This is a genomic window from Sagittula sp. NFXS13 (assembly GCF_040148795.1).
In the GTDB taxonomy this organism is placed as follows: domain Bacteria; phylum Pseudomonadota; class Alphaproteobacteria; order Rhodobacterales; family Rhodobacteraceae; genus Sagittula; species Sagittula marina.
Genome location: NZ_JAGEMH010000003.1, coordinates 291,935 through 316,352, shown reverse-complemented (window position 1 = coordinate 316,352; position 24,418 = coordinate 291,935). Strand labels below are relative to the sequence as shown.

Genomic DNA, 24,418 nt, shown 5'->3' with positions numbered 1-24,418 from the left:
AACCGTCAGCGAAAGCCCCCTTCATGAGCGACGCCAGCTTCGATCCCACTTTGACCGACACGCAAGAAGCCCAGTTCGGCGACTACTTCGCCCTGCTCAAGCCGCGCGTGATGACGCTTGTGGTGTTCACGGCCTTCGTCGGCCTGCTTGCGGCGCCTGTGTCGGTGCATCCCTTCCTCGGCTTCTGTGCCGTGCTCTTCATCGCCCTTGGCGGCGGCGCATCCGGCGCCCTGAACATGTGGTACGACAGCGATATCGACGCCGTCATGAAGCGCACCGCAAAGCGGCCCATCCCCGCAGGCAAAGTCACCCGCGAGGAAGCTCTGGCCTTCGGCCTGACACTGTCCGTATTTGCCGTGGTGTTCCTCGGCCTTGCCACCAATTGGCTGGCCGCTGGCCTGCTGGCCTTCACGATCTTCTTTTACGTCGTTGTCTACACCATGTGGCTGAAACGTCTGACGCCACAGAACATCGTCATCGGCGGTGCCGCAGGGGCTTTCCCTCCGATGATCGGCTGGGCGGCAGCCACCGGTGAAATCTCCACCGCTTCCGTGCTTATGTTCTGCCTGACCTTCCTGTGGACGCCGCCGCACTTCTGGGCGCTCGCCCTGTTCGTCCGCATGGACTACGACAACGCCACCGTGCCGATGCTGACCGTGACACACGGACGCCGCGCGACCCGCAACCACATCCTGGCCTACACCGTGCTTCTGGCGATCTTTGCCATTGGCCTCGGGTTCACCCAGGTGGGCGGCCCCGTCTACCTTGCAACGGCCGTGGTGCTGAACGCGCTCTTCCTCAAAGGCGCTGTCGACATCTGGCGCCGTGACGAGGCCGCATCGGAGGCAGACAACTTCAAGGTCGAGAAGAGCTTCTTCAAACTGTCCCTGCTCTACCTCTTCGCGCATTTCGGCGCGATCCTGGTGGACGCTGGTCTCACGCGCTTCGGGGTGCTCTGATATGGCTATCACCAAAGAACACGAACTGCACAAGCGCCGACGCTCCCGCAATGTGGGGCTGGGCCTGACACTTGGCGCTTTCATCGCGATCGTTTTCGGCATGACCATGGTCAAGGTCAGCAGCGGTGATTTTGCCATGCGACCGACCGAGAATTCCACCGTGATCGACTCCGGAGGCTCCGCAGATGGCGATTGATCCCAAAACCAAAACCTTGGTCCAGACCCTCGGCGTGGTCGTCACGATGGGCGCGCTCGCCTGGGCATCCGTTCCGTTCTACAACTGGTTCTGCCGTGTGACCGGCTTCGGCGGCACCACGCAGGTCGCACTGGCCGATCAGGGGCGCGAGATCCTCGACCGCACCATCAAGGTCAAATTCGACGCCTCCAAGGAACGCAACATGCCATGGGAATTCAAACCCATGCAGACAGAGATGGAAGTACGCCTCGGCGAAGAAGGCCTCGCCTTCTTCGAGGCATACAATCCCACCGACCACCCCGTCGCCGGTCAGGCCGCCTACAACGTCGCGCCCTATCAGGCGGGTGGGTACTTCAACAAGATCGAGTGCTTCTGCTTTACCGAACAGGTTCTGCAGCCCGGTGAGCGTGTTCAGATGCCTGTCAGCTTCTTTGTCGATCCCGAGATCCTCGAAGACGGCGACGCAAAGTTTTATAAGCACATCACGCTTTCCTACACTTTCTACGAGATCGACCTGCCCGAAGACGTGCAGGCCGCGCTCGATATAGACAGCGGTACCTCCGATCTTCCGGGCGGTGCCGAAAACGAAAACGGTGCTCCGGCATCCGTGAACTAACGCCTAACGAGGGAACGCCATGGCGCATGCAAAAAATCACGACTACCACATCCTGAACCCCAGCATCTGGCCCCTCCTGGCCTCCGTGTTTGCGTTCATCATGCTGTTCGGGGCAGTCGGCTGGATGTCCGGCGGCATGACCGTCCTGTTCGGCGCGATTCAGATTTCCGGACCGTGGCTGTTTCTGATCGGCTTCGTCGGCACACTTTACGTGATGTTCGGCTGGTGGGCAGAAACCGTTGCAGAGAACAAGGTCGGCGACCACACACCTGTTGTGCTGATCGGCCTGCGGTACGGCTTCATCCTGTTCATCATGTCCGAAGTGATGTTCTTCTTCGCGTGGTTCTGGTCGTTCTTCAAACACGCCCTGTACCCGATGGGTCCGAACTCCCCCGCAGTGGATGGCCAGTGGCCGCCAGCGGGCATCGAGACATTTGACCCGTGGCACCTGCCCTTGATCAACACGCTGATCCTGCTGTGCTCCGGCGCGGCGGCCACCTGGGCACACCACGCTCTGGTGCACGGCAACAAACGTGACGAGATCAAGCAAGGCCTCGCCATCGCGGTGATCCTCGGCCTGATCTTCACCGTGTTCCAAGCGTACGAGTATTCCCACGCGGCCTTCGGCTTTTCGGGCAATATCTACGGCGCGAACTTCTTCATGGCGACCGGCTTCCACGGCTTCCACGTCATCATCGGCACCATCTTCCTGTTCATCTGCCTGCTGCGCACGATGAAGGGTCACTTCACTCCCGAAAACCACCTCGGGTTCGAGGCGGCTGCCTGGTACTGGCACTTCGTCGATGTGGTGTGGCTGTTCCTCTTCGCGTCCATCTACATCTGGGGCGGTTGATCGCAGGTCGGGGCTGTCCCTGACGCTGGACCAGATCACAGGGCCTTGCGTCCCGTGGCTCACAAGGTAAACCAAGGCGCGGCTGTCACGGCCGCGCCTTTTCCGTTCCGGGAGACGTCATGAAACGCTACCTCGCCCCCATCCTGATCGGCTTGATCGGCGTGGCCATTCTTCTGCGCCTCGGTTTTTGGCAGGTGGACCGGCTGGGCCAGAAGGAAGCGGAACTGGCCCTCATCGAAGCCACCATCTACGGCGAACCGCAGCCCCTTCCCAGGCTGATGGACCCGGAGACTCAGCGCTATCTGCCAACCGCGCTCGACGGCACGCTGGAAGACGGCGCGCTCTATGTTCTTGTCTCCGCCAAGATGCGCGGCGCTGGCTGGCGGGTGATCTCTCCGTTCCAGACGGAGGAGGGCCGCCGCGTGTTGGTCGACCGCGGGTTCCTCCCCGTCGACCAGAAGGACGCGCCGCTCTACGCCGGGCCGGCACACATCTCGGCCAACTTGCACTGGCCTGACGACCGCAACTCCTCGACGCCGGACAACGACGAAGCCAAGAACATATGGTATGCGCGAGACCTCGGCCCCATGTCCGAGGCGCTGCAAACCGAACCCCTTCTGGTCGTGGCGCGCCAGATTGATCCGGCTCCGACCAGCGTGCAGCCCATGCCGGTTGACACCTCCGCCATCCCGAACGATCACCTGCAATACGCCATCACCTGGTTCTCCCTGGCCGCGGTATGGCTGATCATGACCGGCGTCTGGATACGCCGTATCGCGAAAGGCACTGACTGATGCGCTATATTTCCACACGGGGACAGGCCCCTGCCCTGACCTTCGAAGAGGCGATGCTCTCCGGCCTTGCCCGCGACGGTGGCCTCTACGTCCCGGAGACCATCCCACAATTGTCAGCTGACAATATCCGTGCGCTCCAAGGGCTGACCTACGAAGAAACCGCCTTTCGCATCATGCGCCCCTTCGTGGGTGACGGCTTCACCGACGAGGTCTTTGCCGACCTGATCGCCAAGGCTTACGCCGGTTTCGGTCACAACGCCCGCGCGCCGCTGGTGCAACTGGCCCCGAACCATTTCCTGCTGGAGCTGTTCCACGGTCCGACGCTGGCGTTCAAGGACTTCGCCATGCAGATCATCGGTCAGCTCTTTCAAGAGGCGCTGGAACGGCGCGGCGAGCGTGTGACCATTGTGGGTGCGACCTCCGGCGACACAGGGTCTGCGGCCATCGAAGCGTTCAAGGGCCTCGACAATGTCGACGTCTTTATCCTCTTTCCCCACGGCCGCGTCTCCGAGGTGCAGCGCCGTCAGATGACCACCCCGCCGGAGGCCAATGTGCATGCGCTGGCGATGGATGGTCACTTCGACGACTGTCAGGCCCGCCTGAAGGACATGTTCAACCACTTCGAGTTCCGCGACAACGTCCGCCTCGCCGGGGTGAACTCCATCAACTGGGCGCGCGTTCTGGCGCAGGTGGTTTACTACTTCTCCTCCGCCGTGTCGCTCGGCGCGCCGGACCGCAAGGTCAGCTTCACCGTGCCCACCGGCAACTTCGGCGACATCTTTGCCGGCTATATCGCCAAGCGCATGGGCCTGCCCATCGACCGGCTGGTGGTCGCCACCAACCAGAACGACATCCTGCACCGCTGCCTGACCGGCGGCGCCTACCAGACCTCGCAGGTGCATCCGTCGATCTCGCCGTCGATGGACATTCAGGTCTCCAGCAACTTCGAGCGTGCCTTGTTCGACGCCTATGACCGCGACGGCGCGGCGGTGGCACAGCTGATGGACGAGCTGAAGGACGGCGGCTTCAACGTGTCGCAAGGCGCGCTGCAAGCCCTGCGCGAACATTTCGACTCGGGCCGCGTGTCCGAGGAGGAAACCCTCGCCACCATCCAGTCGGCCCAGACAACCATGGGCGAATTGCTCTGCCCGCACAGCGCCATCGGCGTGCGCGTCGCGGAAACCCTGCGCGCTTCCGACACCCCCATGATCACGCTGGCCACGGCGCATCCGGCCAAATTCCCCGACGCGGTGGAGAAAGCCTCCGGCATGCGCCCGCCCCTTCCAAACCGGATGGCGGACCTGTATGAGCGTCCCGAACGTGTGACGCGGGTCGCCAATGACCTCGCCGCCCTCGAGTCTCTTATTCAGGAGCGCATCAACAAGTGACCGTCCAACTCACCACGCTTTCCAACGGCCTTCGGGTCGTCACCGAACATATGCCATCCATGGAATCCGCCGCTCTCGGGCTGTGGATCACTGCTGGGGGGCGCCACGAGCGTGAAGAGCAGAACGGCATCGCGCATTTTCTCGAACACATGGCGTTCAAGGGCACGGCCAAACGCTCCGCCCTGCAAATCGCCGAGCAGATCGAGGATGTGGGTGGCTACATCAACGCCTATACCTCCCGCGAAGTGACTGCCTATTACGCCCGCGTGCTGAAGGCAGACACCGAATTGGCGGTGGACGTGTTGGCGGACATCCTCCTCAACCCGGTCTTTGACCAGAAGGAGATCGAGACCGAGCGTCATGTGATCCTTCAGGAAATCGGTCAGGCCGCCGACACGCCGGACGACGTGATCTTTGACTGGTTGCAGGAAAAGGCCTACCCGAACCAGCCCATCGGCCGCACCATTCTGGGCGAAGCCGAAAGGGTGAACAGCTTTGGCCGCGCCGACCTGGAAACCTTTGTCGACGAACATTACGGTCCCAGCCAGATGATCCTGTCGGCCGCCGGTGCCGTGGACCACGACGCATTGGTCAAACAGGCAGAGCGCCTCTTTGGCGACCGCGCGCCCCGCGACGGGCTGATCGCCGACACGGCCACCTTCCACGGGGGCGAAACGCGCAAGGACAAGACCCTGGAGCAGGCGCATATGGCGCTGGCCTTCGAGGCCCCCGGCTACCGCGATCCGATGTTCTACAACGCGCAGATCTACGCCACGGCGCTTGGCGGCGGCATGTCCTCCCGCCTGTTCCAGGAGATCCGCGAAAAGCGCGGCCTGTGCTACACCATCTTCGCGCAAAGCGGCGCTTATGCCGACACCGGCATGACGACGATCTACGCCGGCACCTCGGGCGACGAGCTGTCCGACCTGATGACTCTGACCGTCGATGAGATGAAGCGCGCGGCCGAGGACATGTCCGATGCCGAGATCGAGCGTGCCCGCGCCCAGATGAAGGCCGGTCTGCTGATGGGGCTCGAAAGCCCGTCAAGCCGCGCCGAACGCATGGCCCGGATGATCCAGATCTGGGGCAAGGTCCCCCCGATCGAGGAAACCGTGGCCCGCATCGACGCCGTCACGCGCGAAGCTGTTCTGGCGTTTGCCGAACAACAGGCGGCGCAGGCGGCGCTGTCGCTGGCTCTGTACGGGCCGGTCTCCGGCGCGCCCACGCTGGAGGCATTGCAGGCGCGGCGGGCAGCGTGATGCTGTCCTTCCGGCGCAAGTTCCGGATCGAAACGGAGCGGCTGACCCTGCGGCCGCCCTTGCACTCCGATTTCAACGCATGGTGCGCCGTGCGTCAGGAAAGCCGCAACTACCTGACCCCCTGGGAGCCCAGCTGGTCCGAGGATCACCTGTCGCGCAAGGCGTTCACCAATCGCGTCTACTGGGCGCAGCGCTCTGTCACTGGCGAAACGGCGATCCCGTTGTTCCTGATCCGGCGGGCAGACAATGCGCTGATCGGTGCGATCACGCTGGACAACATACGGCGCGGTCCGGCGCAGGCGGGCACCTTGGGCTACTGGACCGGCCAACGCTACGCACGGCAGGGTTACATGGCCGAAGCCATCACCGCCGTCACCCATCACGCCTTTGAAAGGCTGGGCCTTTCACGGATGGAGGCGGCCTGCCTGCCGGAGAACACCGCCTCGCGGGGGTTGCTGGAACGCTCCGGCTTCAAATACGAGGGCGTGGCGCAAAGCTACCTCCAGATCAATGGCCGGTGGCGGACGCATGTTCTGTATTCCTGCCTTCGACTGGACCGACGCGGTCGCACCGACGCGGGCTAAGCGCCGGTCGGCAGGCATCTTTGGCCCTGCCGCGCATCTCATCGCTCACCCCAACGTGAACTGCGCTTGCGTTGGCTTTGCTTTGGCAATCGACACTCCCTTGCTAGGCTTCCTCAACCATAAGGAGCCTGCCCATGTCCCGCCTCGCTCTCGTCTTCGCCCTTCTCGCCACGCAAATGTCTCCTGCGCAGGCGCAGACAGAGACGCGCCGACCGTCGCATTGCATCGCCATCGCCGATGCTGCGCCGGGTCTGGAGTATCTGCAAAAGGCGTCCTGGCAGGACCCGATCCCTGAGTACACCGTGCGTCTGAGCTACATCGGCCATGCCAGCTTTCTGCTGCAAACGCCGGGAGGGTTGAACGCAGTCACCGACTTCACCGGGTTTATCGGCAATGTCGACATGATCCCTGACGTCGTGACCATGAACCACGCTCATGATACCCATTGGACCGCCTTCCCGGATCCCGCCATACCGCATGTCCTGCCCGGCTGGGGCGAACCCTTCGGCAGCGGCATCGACCATCATCTCGATCTTGGCGAAGTGCTGATCCGCAATGTGTCCACCAACATTCGCTCGCGGTTCGGCGGCACCGAGGAAAAGGGCAATTCCATCTTCGTGTTCGAGGTCGAAGGGCTGTGCATCGGGCACCTTGGCCACCTTCATCACATTCCCACGGATGAACAATTCGCGGCCCTCGGGCGGCTGGATGTTGTCATGGTTGCGGTGGATGGCGGCATGACCCTGCCGCTCAACAAGGTCGTGCCCATGCTGGAACGGCTACGCTCCTCCGTCGTGATCCCCATGCACTGGTTTTCCGGCTACGCGCTGGAGCAGTTCCTGACCGAGATCAGCGAAAGCTTTGCCATCGACCGCCGCGATGCCTCGTCGATGGAGGTCAGCCTGCGCAGCTTGCCCTCCCGTCCCACCGTCGTGGTCCTGCGCCCGGACTACCTGCGCTGACCCCTTGCATCCCGGTCCCACTGGCCTATCCCTTGGGGGAGTATAAAGGACCGACCATGACGCTGACCCCCGCTACCGATGCCTTTGCCGACACGCTGTCACAGCAGTTGCCCGCCGACACCCTGCGCCGCGTCGAACCGCGGTTTCTCGAAGAACCGCGGGGCCGCTGGCAAGGATCGTCAGGCTGGGTCGCCCTGCCGCGCAGCACCCAAGACGTCGCCACCATCGTCCGCCATTGCGCACAGACCGGCACCGGACTGGTGCCTTACGGTGGCGGCACCGGGCTGGTGGGTGGGCAGATCGCCCCTGACGGTGCGCCGCTGCTTCTGTCGCTGGAGCGCATGACCGCCGTTCGCGCCGTCTTTCCGGAGGAAAATGCCCTGACAGTCGAGGCAGGCGCCATTCTCGCCGACGTGCATGATGCCGCCGAGGCCGTGAACCGCCTCTTCCCGCTGTCGCTCGCCTCTCAGGGGTCTGCGCGCATCGGTGGCCTGCTGTCCACCAACGCCGGTGGCATCAACACCCTGCGCTACGGCAACGCCCGCGATCTGGTTCTGGGGCTGGAGGCCGTGCTGCCAGACGGCGAGATCTGGAACGGTCTGAAACGTCTGCGCAAGGACAACACCGGCTACGATTTGCGCCATCTCCTGATCGGGGCCGAAGGGACGCTGGGCGTCATCACCGCCGCCAGCCTGAAACTGTTCCCCCGCCCCAGCGCCACGGGCACGGCCTTGCTGGCAACACCTTCCCCGGCCACGGCGCTGTCTTTGCTCGCCCGCGCCCGTGACATTCTGGGGGACACCATCTCCGCCTTCGAGTTGATCCACCGTCAGGGCATCGACTTTCTGGCAGAGACACTGCCCGACATCCGCCGCCCCTGGCCCGAGCCACCGGAATGGTGCGTGCTGATCGAAATCGGCACCGGCCCTGCAACCGATCCGACCGAAGCCCTGGAGACCCTCTTTGCCAGCGCGCTGGAGGACGGGCTGTCCGAGGACGGCCTCATTGCGCAATCCAAACAGCAATCGCAGGACTTCTGGACGATCCGGGAACAGATCCCCGAGGCCAACCGCCGCATCGGCTCCATCTCCAGCCACGACATTGCGCTGCCGCTCTCTGTCATACCGGAATTCATCCCCGAAGCGCACGCGCGCCTTGCCGAGATTGACAGCTACCGGATCAACTGCTTCGGCCACCTGGGGGATGGCAACCTGCACTTCAACGTCTTTCCCATGCCGGGCCGGACCCGCGCTGACCACGCCCACCAACGCGACGCGATCAAGACCTGCGTGCATGACCTGACCCACGCCATGGGCGGCTCCGTCAGCGCAGAGCACGGCATCGGGCGCCTGAAAACCGATGACATGCTGCGCTACGGCGACCCGACCAAGCTGGCCGCCATGCGAGCGATCAAATCAGCGCTCGACCCGGCGGGCATCATGAACCCCGGCGCGGTGCTGCCCGACTAGCGAGGCCCGGCCCGTTTCTTTGCTTTCGAAATGCTCCGGCGGTACGGAGGCTGGCCCCCGCGTCCTATTCGCTACTGCGACACACGGAACACACAGCCATCGGACAACAGCTCCGGTGGCGTGAGGCACAGACCACGGGCGACCTCGAAAGCGGCGAGGACTTTCGGCACATAGTCCCGTGTTTCAGCAAAATCCGGCACACCGCCGTGAGTGCCGATGGAATTTTCGCCCGCATTATACCCCGCAAGCACCAGGATCGGGTCGCCATCGAATTTCTCGATAAGAAAGTCGAGAAACCGCACCCCGCCACGAATGTTCTGCACGGCGTCCAAGGAGTCCTCGACGCCAAATCGGCTCGCGGTGGCGGGCATGAGCTGCATCAACCCCTGCGCGCCTGCGCTGCTGACGGCCGCCGGTCGCCCGCCGGATTCCACATAGATCACGGCCAGCGCCAGCGCAGGTGACACGCGGGTCCCGACGGTTTCCATCAACAAATCCCTGCCGTGCACCGCCGCGATATCCTGGATGTCCTGCAATCTCGGCGCGGCAACCCGTGCCCCACCCGGCCCTTTGCTCAAGGAGGCCAGGGCCGGCGCAAGACGACCCGGCGCAGTTGCCTCGATCGTCGGGGACACCACGTCCCAGAACCAACTGTAGTGGCCGGTCGCGGCACGCGGCGCGCTGGCCGCGGCACTGGCACGCTGAACAGGGGCGGGATCGGTTATGGTTGGCAACGGCGGCACCGCAGGATTGGCGCGTGGCGCAATCTGCACAGTGATACGCTTTTCTCCCGGCTTGGGCGGTTTCACCCGACGGGCAGAGAAGTCACTGGTGATCTGCTGCGCCTCAAGCGCTAGCGGCACAGACAGCAGAACGGTCAAAGCCGCAGCTTTTGCGATAGTGAGTCCCATGGGCTGCTCGATCCCTTGTCGGGTTTTCTTTGACCTAACTTCGCACAATTCGCCCCAAAACACCAATAGTGTTGCCATTCGAGGAACCGCCTTGCCTCACCACCCTGCCCGAAAGCATACAAATCCCCACCGAGGCGACGGCGATCAGCCTGTTTTACACAATGAAACCATGGCGTTGCATATTTTAATTACGAAATTAGCCTTGGCTTAAAAATCACTACAATCAGGTCAAAAAAACGCCCCAAAGCAGGTTCAAAACTAGGTCATACCAACGAGGGACAGGGAATGAGAGAGCCCGCTACGATCCCAAAGCTGGTCCACGTGAGCACAACATACCTACGGAGAGAGACCATGATGAACTTTATCAAAAACTTCCACAAAGACGAAGCCGGTGCCGTGACAGTTGACTGGGTCGTCCTGACCGCAGCCGTCGTGGGCCTGGCCGTGGCCGCCTACACCCAGATCGAAACATCGACCACGACCCTGATCGACGCAGCCGCTCTGCGTGTGGACGCTGAAAACACTCTGGCAGCTGACTGATCGGCGCTCCGCAGTCCACGTGGACCGCGTGACCATCGCCTGATCGGCTGAGACTTGCGCGGGTTTCGCCCCTCGCGCGCCCCCACATTTCATAGCTCAGAAGGCCCGCGATGGGTCAGAGCTTCAGATCGAGAGACAAAACCATGTTCGCATTCATCAAGAACTTCCGCAAAGACGAAGCCGGCGCCGTGACAGTTGACTGGGTCGTCCTGACCGCAGCCGTCGTGGGTCTGGCCGTGGCCGCCTACACCCAGATCGAAACATCGACCACGACCCTGATCGACGCAGCCGCTCTGCGTGTGGACGCTGAAAACACCCTGGCAGCTGACTAATAGCCGCCGCGCCGCTCTTGAACGCGGCGTGACCACCTCTTGAGGGAGGCGTCCGCAAAACGCGCGCGCCTCCCTTTTCCATCTGGCTGGCCAGTCATTGGGTCCGCCCGTTTTTATATCAGTAGGAAACAGGCGCATGTTCCAGATTATCAAGCGTTTTACCCGCAATGAGTCCGGTGCTGTCACCGTGGATTGGGTCGTTTTGACCGCCGCCGTGGTCGGGCTCGCCGTTGCTGCATATTTGCAGATTGAAACAAGCACCCACACTCTGGCGAATGCTGCCGGCGCGCGCATCGGGGCAGAACCCCTTCCGACCGAAGAGTAAGGACACCGGCGGCCCTGCCCGCCGAGACGCCAGTCTTCTTCGAAAGGTCTGCTCAGGCGTGCCACGTGTGGCACGCTTCATTGCTCTGAGGCCCAAGCGCCTTGGAAAGGCCGCAAAGGCTCCACGCTCTCGCAACAATGCAGTGAGACTTTAGAAAACCGCCGTAGGGCGCCATCCGTGCCCTGCGACTGACGCGTACCATGAGGTGATTTATGCGACTTGTATTCGGACTGGTTCTTCTCGTCGGAATCGGCCTCGCCGGTTTCGCCGTTTACATGGCTCAGAACTATATCGGAGCGTATGAGACCGCGCTGGACCAAGCTCAGCAAAACCAGGTGGCCTCCGTCCCGACAAAGATGGTGTATGTCTCGGTCAACGCCATTCCCTATGGCCACGAAGTCACCGAGGACGACGTGAAGCTGGCGCCCTGGCCCGTGGAAATCATGCCCGAGGGTGTCTTCACCGAGGACACCCCGTTTCTGGGCCCCGGCATCGAGCGCCGCGTCGCCCTGCGTGCCATCGACCCGTTTGAAGCCCTTCTGCCCAGCAAGGTTTCCGAACCTGGCGGCTCCGCCGGGCTGACGTCCCATCTTCGGGCGGGAGAAAGTGCGTTTGCCCTGAAGGTGGACGTGGCCTCCGGCGTGTCCGGCTTCTTGCGCCCCGGCGACAGGGTGGACATTTACTGGACGGGTCGCGTGGAAACGCCATCGCTCAACGGCGACGGGCGTGGTCAGACCAACGAAGTCACCCGGCTGATCCAAAGCGGCGTGCGCCTGATTGCCATCGACCAGAACGCCGAGGCGGACACATCCGCGACAAGCATCGCGCAAACCGTCACCGTTGCGGGCACCCGCGATGTGGTCAGTGTGCTGACACACGCGCAGTCAACCGGCAAGCTGACCTTGTCGCTGATCGGCGTGACCGACACCACCCCCGTCACGGGTCCGATCGAAGTGGACCAATTGTCGATGCTCGGCATCGAGCGCGCGGCGCCGACGCCGCAGGCTGCCCCGAAGGCGAAGACCTGCTCTACCCGTGTACGGCGCGGGTCAGAGGTGATGGAGATCCCAATTCCCTGCACCAATTGAGCCGGCGGTCATCAAGTTACGCAACACTCAGAGCGCGCGCCTCCGCGCTCTGTTTCCATTTAAGGGCCTGGCCTCCGCTATACGAAAAACCGGATCTGTGACCGGTTATCCACATAAAGCGTGCAGCCGAATGCCTTGATTCTTGCATTAAAAGCAGTTGTGCCGCACAGTACCGGCAAATGTGGGCAGCAAGACCCGCGAACGAGGCGTGATCGAAAGGCAGGTCACATGCAAATTGACGGATTTATAAAGGCGGCCCTGCTTGGGCTGACCTTGGGCGCTGCGACACTGTCCGTGCCGGCCCATGCGGAATCCATCCGCGTGGTGCGCACAGGCACGGAGTCGGTTCTGAACGTGCCCATGAACCGCGCTGTGGTCGTCGAAAGTGATATCCCCTTCGCCGAACTCTCCATCGCCAACCCCGCCATCGCTGACATTTCCTCCCTTTCGGATCGTACCATCTACGTGCTGGGAAAATCGCCCGGCACGACGACGTTGACCATCCTCGACGCGGCGGGTCAGCTTGTGACGAACGTGGATGTGCGCGTGGCCGCGGACGTGACCGAGTTCAAGGAACGTCTGCGCCAGATCCTGCCAGAGGAAACAATTGAGGTTCGCACCGCAAACGATGGCATCGTGTTGTCTGGCACCGTCACCTCAATTGCGCGGATGGAACGCGCGCTTGATCTGGCCCAACGCTATGCGCCGGAACGCGTCTCCAACCTGATGGTGGTCGGCGGCATTCAGCAGGTGATGCTCAAGGTCCGCTTCGCAGAAATGCGCAGGTCGGTATCCAAGGCGCTGCGCGCCTCGATCGCAACCGGCGGTTCGGTGTTGAATGGCGATCTGGGCGTCGAGCTTGGCACCGGGAACGCCGCCGTTGCCGCGGATGTGGACGCTGTTGCCAACAAGCTTGGCCCCCGTCGCCTTGGCACAGATGGCGCGGTGATTTTCGGGTTCAACGCAGGCGGCCTCGAAGTGGGCATCCTGCTTGAAGCGCTTGAAAACAAGGGGATGGTCCGCACCTTGGCGGAGCCAAACCTGACCGCATTGTCGGGGCAAGAGGCCACCTTTCTCGCTGGTGGCGAATATCCCGTTCCGGTGGCGCAGGGTGACGATTCCGTCACCATCGAATTCAAACCCTTCGGTGTGGAGCTGGCCTTCGTTCCGCGTGTCATTGATGGCGACCTCATCAACCTCGAAATCGAGGCTGCGGTTTCCTCTATCGACGCCGGCAACGGCATCACCTTTTCAGATGTCACCGTCGCTGGCTTTGCGCGCCGCGAAACGTCGACCACCGTCGAGCTCCGTGACGGTGAAAGCTTCGCCGTGGCAGGCCTGCTGCAGGAAGATTTCTACAACCTGAACAGCCAGGTGCCCTGGCTCGGGGACGTGCCGATCCTTGGGGCGCTGTTTCGGTCCGCTGAATACGAACGGGAACAGTCGGAGCTTGTGATCATTGTGACACCGCACCTGGTGACGCCGGTGCGGGGCGAGGCGCTTGCGCTGCCAACCGACCGCGTGACCCTGCCCACCGAGCGCGAGTTGTTTCTGGGCGGCAAGGTCACCGGCGGCCGCACGCCCACAACAGGTGCCGCAGGCGAAATCGCCAAGCAGGATTTCAACGGCTCTTACGGCTACGTGATGGATTGATGACCATGGCAGACACCTCCCTTCCCCGGCCGACCTTCAGGCTTGCCCTGTCCGGGATGGCGATGGGGCTGCTCGTTTCGGGCTGTTCCTCTTCGACCCAAAGCTCCATGGTCGAAGGCTTTCGCAGCGATGTGGGCGCCTCCGTCGACACCGGTGCCTTTGGCAATGCGACGATGAACAACCACCAGTACATGACCGGCGAAAAGACCTACGTCTATGAACTGTCGCAGCGTTTTGCCTCCGAGGTGATGACAACGGTGAACTTTGCGTTCAACTCTTCGGTGCTGGACCAGGGCGGCGTAGACACCCTGCGGGAACAGGCGCGGTGGATACGCCAGTTCCCCGAGGCGACGTTCCGCGTTTATGGCCATACCGACAAGGTTGGCGGCAACGGGTACAACAAGGCGCTTGGTCTTGCCCGTGCAAATACAGTCGTGAACTTCCTCGTCAGCCAGGGCATCTCCCGCTCCCGTCTGGAGGCGGTCGTGTCCTTTGGCGAAACACAGCCCCTGATTGTGACCGAGGGACGCGAACGGCGCAACAGGCGTACCGTGACCGAAGTGTCTGGCTTTGTCGGGCGGCATCCCACCGTGCTCGAAGGCAAGTATGCCGAGATTATCTATCGCGAATACATCAACAGTGCGGAACCGTCCTCCTCGCTGAACGCACAAACCGGCAACGAACTGTCCATTGGTCAGTAACCCGGCCTGATCGGAAGCGTGTCAGAAATTTTAGCGGGCTGCCAATGACTTGGCGGCCCGTTTTGCTGTCGAACACATGTGTTTGAACTGGTGCCGATATCGGCAAAGCGCGCCCTTGTTTCCGGGCAGCGTACAGAAACACCGCACAATTACGAGGATTTGGCCAAAATGTCGCCTCGTTTGCAGGAGAAGTTGTGCAGGAACCAGATTTGCGCCGAACCGAATCGGCGCCCGTGTCTGAGGGGGGCCGGCAGAATGCCGCGACCGTAGCCCAAAGCGCGAGGAATGAAGGACGAGAGGCATGACAGGTACACCCGCAGATCCCGCCCCCATCGTGGCCTGCACCATCAGCCGGGACGTACAGAACTTCGACCTGCTGATTGAGGACATGGAAACCCTCCTAGGTGAAGCCTGGGGAGATCTTGGCTTTGACGAGGCGTTGCCCTTCCTGCACCAGCCAGAGGCCGCAGAGATGGAATTCGTCGCGATTGCGATCGACGCCATCGACGAGGGCGAGCTGTCGTATATCACCGAAATCATCGCCGGCGCGAAGGCGCTGGGGATCAAGGTGATCCTGATTGCCGAGGATGTCACACCGGCTTCGCTGCACCAATTGCTGCGCGGTGGCGCAGATGAGTTCGTGCCCTACCCCCTGCCCGAAGGGGAATTGTCGGCAGCCGTCGAAAGGCTGCGCACACCAGACCCGGTGCCCGTGGCTCAGGCCCCCGAGGGGTCCAAGGTCAAACTGGCGGGTGACGGCGACGGCGTCCTTATCGGCGTCCAGGGGCTGTCCGGCGGCTGCGGCGCGACCACGCTGGCGGTCAATCTCGCCTATGAGCTGGCCACTGTGTCGGCAGGGAACAAGCCGCCAAAAGTCTGCCTGATCGACCTGGGCCTGCAGTTCGGCTCCGTCGCCACGTACCTCGACCTGCCCCGGCGCGAGGCGGTGTTCGAGACGCTCTCTGACATCGAATCGATGGACGGTGACAGCTTTGGTCAGGCGCTTGTGTCTTTCGAGGACAAGCTGCAGGTCTTTACCTCCCCTGCCGATATCCTGCCACTGGATCTGGTCGGTCCCGCCGAGGTCGGCAAGCTGCTGGATGTGGCGCGGGAGCACTTCGACTATGTGGTGGTCGACATGCCCGGCAGCCTTGTCCAATGGACGGAGACCGTCCTGACAGAGGCGCAGATCTTTTTTGCCGTCATGGAGCTGGACATGCGTTCCGCCCAAAACACCCTGCGGCTGAAGCGCATGCTGCAATCCGAAGAACTGCCGTTCGACAAGATCCGCTTTGCGCTGAACCGCGCGCCGAAATTCACCGATCTTCAGGGCAAAAGCCGGGTGAAGCGCATGGCAGACAGCCTTGGGATTTCGCTGGAATTGCAACTGCCTGACGGCGGTCGCGCCGTGATGCAGGCCTGCGACCATGGCCAGCCGCTTGCGACGCACGCGACGAAGAACCCGTTGCGCAAGGAGATCGTGAAACTGGCTGAAATGCTCAATGCCATCGGCGCCGACAGCGCCGAGGCGGCATGATACGAGGGGTCTGCTGAATGTTCCAGCGCTACAAGAAAACCGGCACGTCAAAGCCTGCAGGAAAGCCTGTCCCGGCAGTTGGCTTGAAGCTGGATCCCGCGGGCGCCGCTCCCGTGGCGGAGAAGCCTTCGATCACCTCGTCGCGGGCGCCATCAGCGGCGCGCAAGGTGGTGCCAAAATCAGCGATCTCCGCCCCTGCGGACAAGGAAAAGAAGCGCAAGGAACGTCTTGGCGAGGTCAAGCTGGAGCTGCACCGCGCGCTGTTGGAAAACCTCAACCTCGCGGCGCTGGATCAGGCCACCGAGGCGGAGCTGCGTGAAGAAATATCTGAAATCGCAACCGAATCCCTGCAGGAAAAGGGCCTGGTGCTGAACCGCGAAGAGCGGCGCACCATGATGACCGACCTCTACGACGAGGTGAAGGGCCTTGGCCCGCTGGAAGCGCTGCTCAAGGATGAGACCGTCTCGGATATTCTGGTGAACGGTCCGCACCAGATCTTTGTGGAACGTGAGGGCAAGCTGCAGGTCAGTGACATCACCTTCAAGGATGAGAAGCACCTGATGCGGATCATCGACAAGATCGTCTCTGCCGTGGGACGTCGCGTCGATGAATCGAACCCTTACGTCGACGCGCGTTTGCAGGACGGCTCGCGTTTCAACGCCATGGTGCCGCCGATTGCCATCGACGGATCGCTGGTCTCGATTCGTAAGTTCAAGAAAGACAAGCTGGGCATCGACGACCTTGTGAACTTTGGCGCTTTCACCGAGGAGATGGCCGTCTACCTTCAGGCCGCCGTGGCCACGCGTCTGAACATCATCGTCTCCGGCGGTACCGGCTCCGGTAAAACCACCACGCTCAACGCCCTGTCGTCCTTTATCGACGACAGTGAACGCATCCTGACCATCGAGGATACGGCAGAACTTCAGCTGCAACAGTCCCACGTGGGCCGCATGGAATCCCGCCCCCCGAATGTGGAGGGCAAAGGCGCCGTCACGCCCCGAGATTGCCTCAAGAACGCCCTTCGGATGCGCCCTGACAGGATCATCGTGGGCGAAACGCGCGGCGAGGAGGTCATCGACATGTTGCAGGCCATGAACACGGGTCACGACGGCTCGATGACCACGATCCACGCGAACTCCGCCCGTGACGGCGTGGCGCGTCTGGAAAACATGATCGCCATGGCGGGCATCGACATGCCGCTCAAGGCCATGCGCAGCCAGATTTCATCGGCTGTCAACCTGATCGTGCAGGCGTCGCGTCTGCAGGACGGGTCGCGCCGCATGACCTCCATCACGGAGATCACCGGCATGGAAGGGGATGTTATCTCCATGCAGGAGCTGTTCCGCTACCAGCGGGTCGGCCTGACGCCGGACAACAAGATCATCGGCCACTTCACCGCGACCGGCGTTCGATCTGCCTTTTCCGAACGGTTCCGCATGTGGGGCTACGATGTCCCGGCCTCGATCTACGAACCGTTCCGACCCGATTGACCAGTTTTCCCGTTACCCTCAGTCTTCAAAGCGAGTAATCGATTATGCTCACTGCAGCACCCATCATTTACGGCATGATCTTCCTGGGAGTCGTCGCTTTGGTGAACGGCGTCTATCTGGTCGCCTTCGGCAAATCGATCTCCTTCTCGAACAAGGTCAACCGCCGCCTGGAAATGCTTGAAAAAGGCGAACGGCGCGAAGACGTGCTGGCAAAACTCCGCAAGGAGATGGACCAGCATATGGAAAGCCGCTCGCTGCCGATCTACTCGATGCTGGCGGACAAGGCCAACAAGGCCGCCATCGCCTTCACGCCACAGCAGCTGCTGATGATCATGGCAGGCGCCTCGGTTTTTGCCTTCGTCGGTCTGACCATTGGCACAGAGACCGGGCCGGCCGTACGCGCCGTTGTGGCCGTGGTCATGGGTGTGGGCGGCGTGTTCATGTGGGTCAGCCACAAGGCCAAGAAGCGCCTAGCGATGATCGAGGAACAGCTTCCTGACGCGGTGGAGCTGATGGTGCGCTCCTTGCGGGTCGGGCATCCCTTCAGCTCTGCGATCACCATCGTTTCCAAGGAGATCAAGGACCCGCTGGCCACGGAATTTGGCATCATCGCGGATGAATCCGCTTACGGACGCGATATCGGTGAGGCCCTGAAACACATGGCGGAACGCCTGGACATGCAGGACATGCGCTTCCTCGCGGTCGCCGTGGCGATCCAGCAGCAGGCGGGCGGCAACCTGGCGGAGATCCTCGAAGGTCTGGCCAAGGTGATCCGGGCACGGTTTCGCCTGTTCCGCCGCGTGAAGGCGATCACCGCCGAAGCGCAGTGGTCCGGCAAATTCCTGTCGAGCTTCCCGCTTCTGGCGCTGCTGTTCATTCAGGTGACGAAGCCGGACTACTACGACGGGGTCAAGGACCACGAATACTTCATCCCGGGCTGTCTTGTGGTGGCCGTCATGCTGGCGCTGAACATGCTTGTCATGCGCTGGCTCGTGGACATCAAGGTCTAAGGAACGCACACCATGTTCGATAAAATCAACACCATGATCCACGAGACACTGGGCCCTGCCGGTCCATTGATCCTGGTCGCCGGTCTTGCGGTTCTGCTGATCCTCTCGACCATCCCCATGATGCTCAGCCAAAAGCCTGATCCGCTGGACAAGCTGAACGAGGGCGCGCAGAAAAAGATGGATGCGCAGCAGCGCGCCGTCCTGCGCGACAAGAAGCGCAACGAGAAGCTGAACAAATACGCACAGTTCCTCGAACCACAGGACGCCAAGGAGCTGTCCGAGATCAAGATGAAGCTGCTTCAGGCGGGCTATCGGTCCAAGGACGCCGTGCAGATCTACTACTTCATGCAGTTTGTGCTGGGCATCGGTCTGCTCGCCGCCGGCACGTTATACTATGTGCTCTTTATCGACCCGGAAACGGCGACCATGCAGACCAAGCTCTATTACATCCTCGGCCCCGGGATCGTCGGCTACATGGCACCGAAATACTGGGTCAACAAACGGGTGGAGAAGCGCAAGGATGAGATCCAGTCCGGCTTTCCGGACGCGCTCGACATGATGCTGGTCTGTGTCGAAGCCGGTCAATCCATGGAGCAGTCCATTTTGCGTGTCGCGAAGGAACTGCGCGCATCCTACCCCGCCCTCGCGGATGAATACGAGATCATCAGCCACGAAATGAAAGCGGGCAAGGATCGCGGGCAGGTCTTGAACGACATGTCGGAACGCTGCGGCCTGCAGGATGTGACGAGCTTTGTGACCGTGTTGAACCAGGCCCAGACCTTCGGCACCTCGATTTCGGACGCGCTGCGGGTCTATGCCGCCGAAATGCGCGACAAACGCGTGATGCGCGCCGAAGAGGCCGCCAACAAGCTGCCCACGAAGATGACATTGACCACAATGATGCTGACCGTGCCGCCATTGCTGATCATCCTTGTCTCGCCCTCGATCGTCGGGATCGCAAACATGGGGAACATGTCGCCGTAGCCACAGATGACCTGCGTCACACCGGATGGCCCGTGCAGTCAGACTGTGCGGGCCGTTCCATTCGGACCGCCGACCAGCGTCGCGCAATCCCAGGCCACATTGCATTTCTCGCAAATTTGCGGCAGCCTTTGACACAGGTCGGCGCAGAACGACAGATCAGAACAAAAAGGCGGTTTCTTCCTATGCCTTTCAGAGGTCCTTTGATCCGCGCGGCCTGCGCGGTGTCTTGCGTTCTGGCCCTGACGGCCTGTGCGGAAAAGGACACGCGCCCGCCTGATAGCCCTTTCGCGCCGACGCTCGACCCCGATGGGGAGGCCGTCGACGGGCTGATCGTCGGGCACCGCCTGATGGAAGCCGGCGAATACAATATGGCGTTGGAATCCTTCATCCGCGCCGCCGCGAGCCACGGCTTGACCGCAGAAGTGCTCGTCGCCTTGGGGTCGGCCAATCTTTCGCTCGGGCGCCTGAACCAATCGGAAAAGCTGTTGCGCCGCGCGATCGAGCTGGAACCGGATTGGCCCGAAGCATGGAACAACCTTGGGGTTGTCGTGATGGAGCGGAATAAACCGTCCGAGGCCGTGCAGATTTTTCGCCGCGCCTATGCGCTCGACAATGGCGAAAGTGACTCAATTCGCGACAATCTTCGCTTGGCGCTCGCAAAACTTGACAATAGAGTTTACGATAACGGTCAACAAGAAGATTTCAAACTCGTGCGCCGGGGCAGCGGAAGCTATCTGATCCGACGCAATACAGAGTGAACGAGGCCCCAGGCGGGCCCAGACAGATCCCGAGACTCGCCGCCAGATGCGGGCCGGACCAAAACAACCGTCACAAAGGCGGGACCGAGGCAGAGCAGTAAGAGGACGCAGGCAACATGCGCCATTCCATCGTTGTACTATTGGGCGCGGTCGCCGTGACCGCCTTGTCGGCCTGTGAAAGGAACATCGACAAGGCCGAGATGGATCGCAAGTTCCAGGGCGTGAATGTCATCGACGAAAGCAACCTCAACGAGGTGATGCTATCCGTGCGCGACCCGAACGAAGCGGTCGATTATTTCCAGCGCAGCTCCGCGGCGGCTCCCGACCGGATCGACCTGATGCGTGGCCTTGCCTCCTCTTTGATCCGCGCCAAACGCATCCCCGAAGGCCGTGCGGCCTGGGCCCAGGTGGTCGCGCACAAAGACGCCACGCACGAGGATTCCGTGCAGCTTGCCGACGCTCTGATCCGCGCCAACGACTGGGCGCAGGCCGAAATCGTGCTGAACAGCGTGCCGCCCACCTTCGAGACCTACAAACGCTATCGGCTGGAGGCGATGATCGCTGACGGCAACAAGAACTGGGCGAAGGCCGACAGCTTCTACGAGGTGGCCATGGGTCTCACCACGGAGCCTGCGTCGGTCATGAACAACTGGGGGTATTCCAAGCTCAGCCGGGGCCAGTTCGCAGAGGCAGAGCGGCTGTTCACAGAGGCCATCCGCGCCGACGAAACCATGTTCACCGCCAAGAACAATATGGTCATGGCGCGTGGCGCCCAGGGAAATTACACCTTGCCCGTCATGCCCATGAGCCAGACGGAGCGTGCCGAACTGCTGTACACGCTGGGACTGGCGGCGGTAAAGCGCGGCGATGTGCAAATCGGCAAGGGCCTGTTGCGCGATGCCGTGGAAACCCATCCGCAGCACTTTGACGCCGCAGCACGCGCCCTGACCGCGCTGGAAGAAGGTTCCTGACGCCGTGATGTCGATCACTGCCGCCTCCGCCACGTGGTTCCTGCCTTTCACGCTGCCCATCTGCCTCTATATCATGTTCACCGACATGAAGCAGATGCGCATTCCAAACCATGCCGTCGGCACGCTGTTCGTGGTCTTCGTGGTGATCGGTCTGATCGCCCTGCCCTTCTCTGAATATCTCTGGCGCTACGTCTATTTTCTTGTGGCGCTGGTGGCGGGCATGGCCCTGACCGCAGCGCGTGCCATGGGCGCGGGCGATGCCAAGTGGATTGCCGCCATGGCGCCGTTCATCCATCTGGGGGACCTGAGCTTTCTGATGATCCTTTTCGGCGTCACGTTGCTGGCGGCCTTCATCGGTCATCGCTTTGCCAAACTGACACCGATCCACAATCTGGCGCCCGAATGGGTCAGCTGGCAGGCGGGCAAGAAATTCCCCATGGGTCTGGCGCTTGGCCCCACGCTGGCGATCTATCTGGCGCTTGGCGTATTTTACGGCCAGCCCGCCCCCTGATCCACCACACGGGCGAGTGTGGACAAAGCCCTTCAACCTCCCAGATCCTGCCGCGACCACGCCACAATCCTGGATGATTTTGGCAACAATACTTCCGGGCAGGACATCCAAAATGAACATGCAGACCGGCACCGTAATGGCGCCCCCGACACCGCGCCAGATCGAAGACATCGGGCTGTCGAACGTCATGATGCGCGACATCATCCTGAAGACACTGTTCCGCAAGAACACCAACAAGGTCACGGACCTCGCCCGCACTGTCAGCCTGCCTGTTCCGATCTGTCAGGAACTCATCGACATGGCCCGCAGCCAGAACCTCATCGAGGCGATGGGCACGCTGGGGGCTGCGGGCCAGGTGGCCAATGAAATGCCCTATCAGCTGACCGACAGTGGCAAGGCCCGTGCCCTCGACGCGCTGGCCCAGTCCGAATACTTTGGCCCCATGCCCGTGCCGCTCAAGGATTACCGCGCACAGGTTGAACGCCAATCCATCCGCAACATCCAGATCACGCGCGAACAGTTGACCGGGGCCATGGGCCACCTGGTCCTGCCGCAAGATCTGATTTCCAACCTCGGCCCTGCGGTCAGTTCCGGCCGATCAATCCTGATGTACGGCCCGCCGGGCAACGGCAAATCCTCGATCTCCAACGGCATCCGCGATGCCATGGGCGATCATATCTACATCCCCCGCGCGCTGGAATATTCCGGCCAGATCATCTCCATGTTCGATCCCATCGTGCACACCATTGCCGACGGCGATTCCCAAGACACCTCCACCCTGCGACAGCGGTCCCGCTTCGACCGCCGCTACGTGCTGTGTCAGCGCCCCACTGTCATCACCGGGGGCGAACTGTCGCTGAGCATGCTCGACCTCGTCTACAATCCCACGGCCCGCACCTATCAGGCCCCGCTTCAGCTGAAGTCCACCGGCGGGATTTTCATCGTCGATGACCTTGGCCGTCAGGCAGAGCCGCCGCAAAAGCTGGTGAACCGCTGGATTGTACCGCTGGAGGAATCCAAGGACATTCTCGCCCTGCAATCGGGTGAAAAATTCGAGGTGCCTTTCGACACGCTGGTGATTTTCTCGACCAACTTCCACCCCAACGAGATCTTTGACCAGGCCGCGCTTCGCCGGATCTTCTTCAAGATCAAGATCGACGGACCCACTCAGGAGAACTTTCTGAAAATCTTCGCCCTCGTGGCGCGCAAGAAGAAGATGCAATTGGACGAGGCCAGCCTCGTGCACCTCCTGAAGCACAAGTACCCGACAATCCAAAACATATTCGCGAACTACCAGCCGGTTTTCCTGATCGACCAGATGATCGCGGTCTGCGATTTCGAGGGTATTCCCTACAAAATGACCCCGGAGCTGATCGACAGGGCGTGGAGCAACATGTTCGTAAAAGACGAGAAAATCGTCAAATAGGCTGGTTTGCCGAAAACCTCAGACCAAACCGTAGCGGCGGGGCCGTACCTCTGGCTGAGCCATCCAGACCATGCCGCACACACCGCAACTTCAGCACACCAGGGCGGCAGCGGGTGTCACGCCTCTCGCCTCTGCCAGCGCCCTCACAACGCGTGGCAAGCGCCTCTCTGGAAACGTGGGGGGAGACCGAAATGCCCCCGGAGAAGCGGTTTTTCATCTGTCGCGTTTTTTCTTGGATTTCCCGCTTGACGCCAAGCGCGCCCCACCTTAGACCCCGCCCACGGTCCGGCGCGGTAGCTCAGTTGGTTAGAGCGAACGACTCATAATCGTTAGGTCGGGGGTTCGAGTCCCCCCCACGCCACCACCGTGCTTCTCCATCATGAACCAGATTGCTTTGAAGCCTGTCCGGGCTCTCCGAGCGTACCATATCCTTTGCACCACGTTCTCGCCCCTCTTCGCTCGGACCGCCTGCCACCAACGGCCTTGACCCGTCGCAGTGCCACCGGAGCGCCGCAACCTGCGGTCAGATCATGGCTGAGAGTTACGCCCCACCCATGAAAGGCCTGGCAAGGATCACAAGGCCAGCGGCCCTCCGGCGCGGCCACATGGCGTTCGATGACCGTGTAACGGCCGCATCCCAAGCACCACACGACAGAGGGGCTCAAACCTGAGTTCGCGCCGGTTGGCACAGCGTGCTGCGGTGGCGCACTTCACTTTGATATACAAGGGGAAAGTGGCAGCCCGTAGGGGAATCGAACCCCTCTTTCCAGGTTGAAAACCTGGCGTCCTAACCGATAGACGAACGGGCCACTGATGTCGCTGTCTTCGCCTATTTGGCGCGGCACAACAACCGCTTTCCGCACTCTTTTCCGAAGAAAAGTGGCAGCCCGTAGGGGAATCGAACCCCTCTTTCCAGGTTGAAAACCTGGCGTCCTAACCGATAGACGAACGGGCCACTCTGTCGGTGTCGCGTCTAATATGAAAAGCCTCCCCTCCGTGCAAGGGCAAAAACGCCAAAGTCCCCGACATTTTTTCACGCAGCTTTGCTGTGTATTTTGCGCAACGGGACCGAGGCGACGCCAAGTCGCGCAATCCCTGACG

The 24,418-nt window shown here is 61.6% G+C and carries 25 protein-coding genes and 3 tRNA genes; 25 read left to right on the top strand and 3 right to left on the bottom strand.

Going from position 1 to position 24,418, the window contains the following annotated elements:
- The first annotated feature begins 23 nt into the window (after window positions 1–23).
- The 10 genes from cyoE (at window position 24) to J4E08_RS09300 (ending at window position 9,080) form a co-directional block, all read left to right on the top strand.
- Window positions 24–959 carry a heme o synthase gene (gene cyoE / locus J4E08_RS09345; RefSeq protein ID WP_349538239.1) on the top strand — a complete coding sequence of 312 codons (936 nt, stop codon included), beginning with the start codon at window positions 24–26 and terminating at the stop codon, window positions 957–959.
- Between the two features lies 1 nt (window position 960).
- Window positions 961–1,155, top strand: a complete 195-nt coding sequence (locus tag J4E08_RS09340) for a cytochrome c oxidase system small membrane protein (RefSeq protein ID WP_349538238.1) — start codon at window positions 961–963, stop codon at window positions 1,153–1,155.
- The gene (locus tag J4E08_RS09335) at window positions 1,145–1,771 is read left to right on the top strand and encodes a cytochrome c oxidase assembly protein (RefSeq protein WP_349538237.1); all 627 of its coding nucleotides are present in this window, start codon (window positions 1,145–1,147) and stop codon (window positions 1,769–1,771) included. The genes J4E08_RS09340 and J4E08_RS09335 overlap by 11 nt, the downstream gene beginning before the upstream one ends.
- A gap of 19 nt (window positions 1,772–1,790) precedes the next feature.
- Complete coding sequence (locus J4E08_RS09330) at window positions 1,791–2,624, top strand: cytochrome c oxidase subunit 3 (protein WP_183963398.1); 834 nt, start codon at window positions 1,791–1,793, stop codon at window positions 2,622–2,624.
- Window positions 2,625–2,743: 119 nt separating this feature from the next.
- On the top strand, window positions 2,744–3,418 hold the full coding sequence (locus J4E08_RS09325) for an SURF1 family protein (protein WP_349538236.1): 675 nt from the start codon (window positions 2,744–2,746) through the stop codon (window positions 3,416–3,418).
- Complete coding sequence (gene thrC / locus J4E08_RS09320) at window positions 3,418–4,806, top strand: threonine synthase (RefSeq protein ID WP_349538235.1); 1,389 nt, start codon at window positions 3,418–3,420, stop codon at window positions 4,804–4,806. Before J4E08_RS09325 ends, thrC begins: the two co-directional genes overlap by 1 nt.
- Window positions 4,803–6,065: a M16 family metallopeptidase gene (locus J4E08_RS09315; RefSeq protein WP_349538234.1), complete on the top strand. Its 1,263-nt coding sequence runs from the start codon at window positions 4,803–4,805 to the stop codon at window positions 6,063–6,065. The genes thrC and J4E08_RS09315 overlap by 4 nt, the downstream gene beginning before the upstream one ends.
- Complete coding sequence (locus tag J4E08_RS09310) at window positions 6,065–6,649, top strand: GNAT family N-acetyltransferase (RefSeq protein WP_349538483.1); 585 nt, start codon at window positions 6,065–6,067, stop codon at window positions 6,647–6,649. The genes J4E08_RS09315 and J4E08_RS09310 overlap by 1 nt, the downstream gene beginning before the upstream one ends.
- A 134-nt stretch (window positions 6,650–6,783) precedes the next feature.
- Window positions 6,784–7,611: an MBL fold metallo-hydrolase gene (locus J4E08_RS09305; RefSeq protein ID WP_349538233.1), complete on the top strand. Its 828-nt coding sequence runs from the start codon at window positions 6,784–6,786 to the stop codon at window positions 7,609–7,611.
- Between the two features lie 56 nt (window positions 7,612–7,667).
- Entirely contained in the window at window positions 7,668–9,080 is a 1,413-nt protein-coding gene (locus J4E08_RS09300; protein ID WP_349538232.1) for an FAD-binding oxidoreductase, read from the top strand.
- A gap of 71 nt (window positions 9,081–9,151) precedes the next feature.
- On the opposite strand, the gene J4E08_RS09295 is transcribed toward J4E08_RS09300, so the two are convergent.
- Window positions 9,152–9,991 carry a lytic transglycosylase domain-containing protein gene (locus J4E08_RS09295; protein ID WP_349538231.1) on the bottom strand — a complete coding sequence of 280 codons (840 nt, stop codon included), beginning with the start codon at window positions 9,989–9,991 and terminating at the stop codon, window positions 9,152–9,154.
- A 351-nt stretch (window positions 9,992–10,342) separates the two neighbouring features.
- Here J4E08_RS09295 and J4E08_RS09290 point away from each other — a divergent pair, with 351 nt between their 5' ends.
- From J4E08_RS09290 to J4E08_RS09220, 15 genes are all read left to right on the top strand, one after another.
- Window positions 10,343–10,531 (top strand): hypothetical protein, encoded by a 189-nt coding sequence (locus J4E08_RS09290; RefSeq protein ID WP_349538230.1) that lies wholly within the window; start codon window positions 10,343–10,345, stop codon window positions 10,529–10,531.
- 143 nt (window positions 10,532–10,674) lie between these two features.
- On the top strand, window positions 10,675–10,863 hold the full coding sequence (locus J4E08_RS09285) for a hypothetical protein (protein WP_349538229.1): 189 nt from the start codon (window positions 10,675–10,677) through the stop codon (window positions 10,861–10,863).
- A gap of 136 nt (window positions 10,864–10,999) precedes the next feature.
- On the top strand, window positions 11,000–11,188 hold the full coding sequence (locus J4E08_RS09280) for a hypothetical protein (RefSeq protein WP_183963416.1): 189 nt from the start codon (window positions 11,000–11,002) through the stop codon (window positions 11,186–11,188).
- Between the two features lie 212 nt (window positions 11,189–11,400).
- Entirely contained in the window at window positions 11,401–12,276 is an 876-nt protein-coding gene (gene cpaB, locus J4E08_RS09275) for a Flp pilus assembly protein CpaB (protein ID WP_349538228.1), read from the top strand.
- A 228-nt stretch (window positions 12,277–12,504) separates the two neighbouring features.
- Entirely contained in the window at window positions 12,505–13,929 is a 1,425-nt protein-coding gene (locus J4E08_RS09270) for a type II and III secretion system protein family protein (protein ID WP_349538227.1), read from the top strand.
- Window positions 13,930–13,934: 5 nt separating this feature from the next.
- The gene (locus tag J4E08_RS09265; RefSeq protein ID WP_183963422.1) at window positions 13,935–14,630 is read left to right on the top strand and encodes an OmpA family protein; all 696 of its coding nucleotides are present in this window, start codon (window positions 13,935–13,937) and stop codon (window positions 14,628–14,630) included.
- A gap of 301 nt (window positions 14,631–14,931) precedes the next feature.
- Window positions 14,932–16,167: a CpaE/TadZ family protein gene (locus J4E08_RS09260; protein WP_349538226.1), complete on the top strand. Its 1,236-nt coding sequence runs from the start codon at window positions 14,932–14,934 to the stop codon at window positions 16,165–16,167.
- 17 nt (window positions 16,168–16,184) lie between these two features.
- Window positions 16,185–17,657, top strand: coding sequence for a TadA family conjugal transfer-associated ATPase (locus tag J4E08_RS09255; RefSeq protein WP_349538225.1), 1,473 nt, complete (start codon window positions 16,185–16,187; stop codon window positions 17,655–17,657).
- A gap of 44 nt (window positions 17,658–17,701) precedes the next feature.
- Window positions 17,702–18,667: a type II secretion system F family protein gene (locus J4E08_RS09250; RefSeq protein ID WP_183963433.1), complete on the top strand. Its 966-nt coding sequence runs from the start codon at window positions 17,702–17,704 to the stop codon at window positions 18,665–18,667.
- A gap of 12 nt (window positions 18,668–18,679) precedes the next feature.
- A complete protein-coding gene (locus J4E08_RS09245; protein WP_183963435.1) occupies window positions 18,680–19,651 on the top strand; it encodes a type II secretion system F family protein in 972 nt (323 codons plus the stop codon).
- 182 nt (window positions 19,652–19,833) lie between these two features.
- Window positions 19,834–20,409: a tetratricopeptide repeat protein gene (locus tag J4E08_RS09240; protein WP_183963437.1), complete on the top strand. Its 576-nt coding sequence runs from the start codon at window positions 19,834–19,836 to the stop codon at window positions 20,407–20,409.
- A 116-nt stretch (window positions 20,410–20,525) separates the two neighbouring features.
- Complete coding sequence (locus tag J4E08_RS09235; RefSeq protein ID WP_349538224.1) at window positions 20,526–21,380, top strand: tetratricopeptide repeat protein; 855 nt, start codon at window positions 20,526–20,528, stop codon at window positions 21,378–21,380.
- Window positions 21,381–21,387: 7 nt separating this feature from the next.
- Complete coding sequence (locus J4E08_RS09230; RefSeq protein ID WP_349538223.1) at window positions 21,388–21,891, top strand: prepilin peptidase; 504 nt, start codon at window positions 21,388–21,390, stop codon at window positions 21,889–21,891.
- Between the two features lie 112 nt (window positions 21,892–22,003).
- Window positions 22,004–23,317: a DUF8689 domain-containing protein gene (locus J4E08_RS09225; RefSeq protein ID WP_349538222.1), complete on the top strand. Its 1,314-nt coding sequence runs from the start codon at window positions 22,004–22,006 to the stop codon at window positions 23,315–23,317.
- A gap of 287 nt (window positions 23,318–23,604) precedes the next feature.
- A tRNA-Met gene (locus J4E08_RS09220) sits at window positions 23,605–23,681 on the top strand.
- A 370-nt stretch (window positions 23,682–24,051) separates the two neighbouring features.
- Here J4E08_RS09220 and J4E08_RS09215 read toward each other — a convergent pair.
- Both J4E08_RS09215 and J4E08_RS09210 read right to left on the bottom strand, forming a co-directional pair.
- Window positions 24,052–24,126 (bottom strand) — tRNA-Glu (locus tag J4E08_RS09215).
- A gap of 71 nt (window positions 24,127–24,197) precedes the next feature.
- Window positions 24,198–24,272 (bottom strand) — tRNA-Glu (locus tag J4E08_RS09210).
- Between the last annotated feature and the right edge of the window lie 146 nt (window positions 24,273–24,418).

Coding starts and splice junctions, on each gene's coding strand:
- cyoE (WP_349538239.1), top strand. CDS start 24: ATGAGCGACGCCAGCTTCGATCCCACTTTGACCGACACGCAAGAAGCC.
- J4E08_RS09340 (WP_349538238.1), top strand. CDS start 961: ATGGCTATCACCAAAGAACACGAACTGCACAAGCGCCGACGCTCCCGC.
- J4E08_RS09335 (WP_349538237.1), top strand. CDS start 1,145: ATGGCGATTGATCCCAAAACCAAAACCTTGGTCCAGACCCTCGGCGTG.
- J4E08_RS09330 (WP_183963398.1), top strand. CDS start 1,791: ATGGCGCATGCAAAAAATCACGACTACCACATCCTGAACCCCAGCATC.
- J4E08_RS09325 (WP_349538236.1), top strand. CDS start 2,744: ATGAAACGCTACCTCGCCCCCATCCTGATCGGCTTGATCGGCGTGGCC.
- thrC (WP_349538235.1), top strand. CDS start 3,418: ATGCGCTATATTTCCACACGGGGACAGGCCCCTGCCCTGACCTTCGAA.
- J4E08_RS09310 (WP_349538483.1), top strand. CDS start 6,065: ATGCTGTCCTTCCGGCGCAAGTTCCGGATCGAAACGGAGCGGCTGACC.
- J4E08_RS09305 (WP_349538233.1), top strand. CDS start 6,784: ATGTCCCGCCTCGCTCTCGTCTTCGCCCTTCTCGCCACGCAAATGTCT.
- J4E08_RS09300 (WP_349538232.1), top strand. CDS start 7,668: ATGACGCTGACCCCCGCTACCGATGCCTTTGCCGACACGCTGTCACAG.
- J4E08_RS09295 (WP_349538231.1), bottom strand. CDS start 9,991: ATGGGACTCACTATCGCAAAAGCTGCGGCTTTGACCGTTCTGCTGTCT.
- J4E08_RS09290 (WP_349538230.1), top strand. CDS start 10,343: ATGATGAACTTTATCAAAAACTTCCACAAAGACGAAGCCGGTGCCGTG.
- J4E08_RS09285 (WP_349538229.1), top strand. CDS start 10,675: ATGTTCGCATTCATCAAGAACTTCCGCAAAGACGAAGCCGGCGCCGTG.
- J4E08_RS09280 (WP_183963416.1), top strand. CDS start 11,000: ATGTTCCAGATTATCAAGCGTTTTACCCGCAATGAGTCCGGTGCTGTC.
- cpaB (WP_349538228.1), top strand. CDS start 11,401: ATGCGACTTGTATTCGGACTGGTTCTTCTCGTCGGAATCGGCCTCGCC.
- J4E08_RS09270 (WP_349538227.1), top strand. CDS start 12,505: ATGCAAATTGACGGATTTATAAAGGCGGCCCTGCTTGGGCTGACCTTG.
- J4E08_RS09265 (WP_183963422.1), top strand. CDS start 13,935: ATGGCAGACACCTCCCTTCCCCGGCCGACCTTCAGGCTTGCCCTGTCC.
- J4E08_RS09260 (WP_349538226.1), top strand. CDS start 14,932: ATGACAGGTACACCCGCAGATCCCGCCCCCATCGTGGCCTGCACCATC.
- J4E08_RS09255 (WP_349538225.1), top strand. CDS start 16,185: ATGTTCCAGCGCTACAAGAAAACCGGCACGTCAAAGCCTGCAGGAAAG.
- J4E08_RS09250 (WP_183963433.1), top strand. CDS start 17,702: ATGCTCACTGCAGCACCCATCATTTACGGCATGATCTTCCTGGGAGTC.
- J4E08_RS09245 (WP_183963435.1), top strand. CDS start 18,680: ATGTTCGATAAAATCAACACCATGATCCACGAGACACTGGGCCCTGCC.
- J4E08_RS09240 (WP_183963437.1), top strand. CDS start 19,834: ATGCCTTTCAGAGGTCCTTTGATCCGCGCGGCCTGCGCGGTGTCTTGC.
- J4E08_RS09235 (WP_349538224.1), top strand. CDS start 20,526: ATGCGCCATTCCATCGTTGTACTATTGGGCGCGGTCGCCGTGACCGCC.
- J4E08_RS09230 (WP_349538223.1), top strand. CDS start 21,388: ATGTCGATCACTGCCGCCTCCGCCACGTGGTTCCTGCCTTTCACGCTG.
- J4E08_RS09225 (WP_349538222.1), top strand. CDS start 22,004: ATGAACATGCAGACCGGCACCGTAATGGCGCCCCCGACACCGCGCCAG.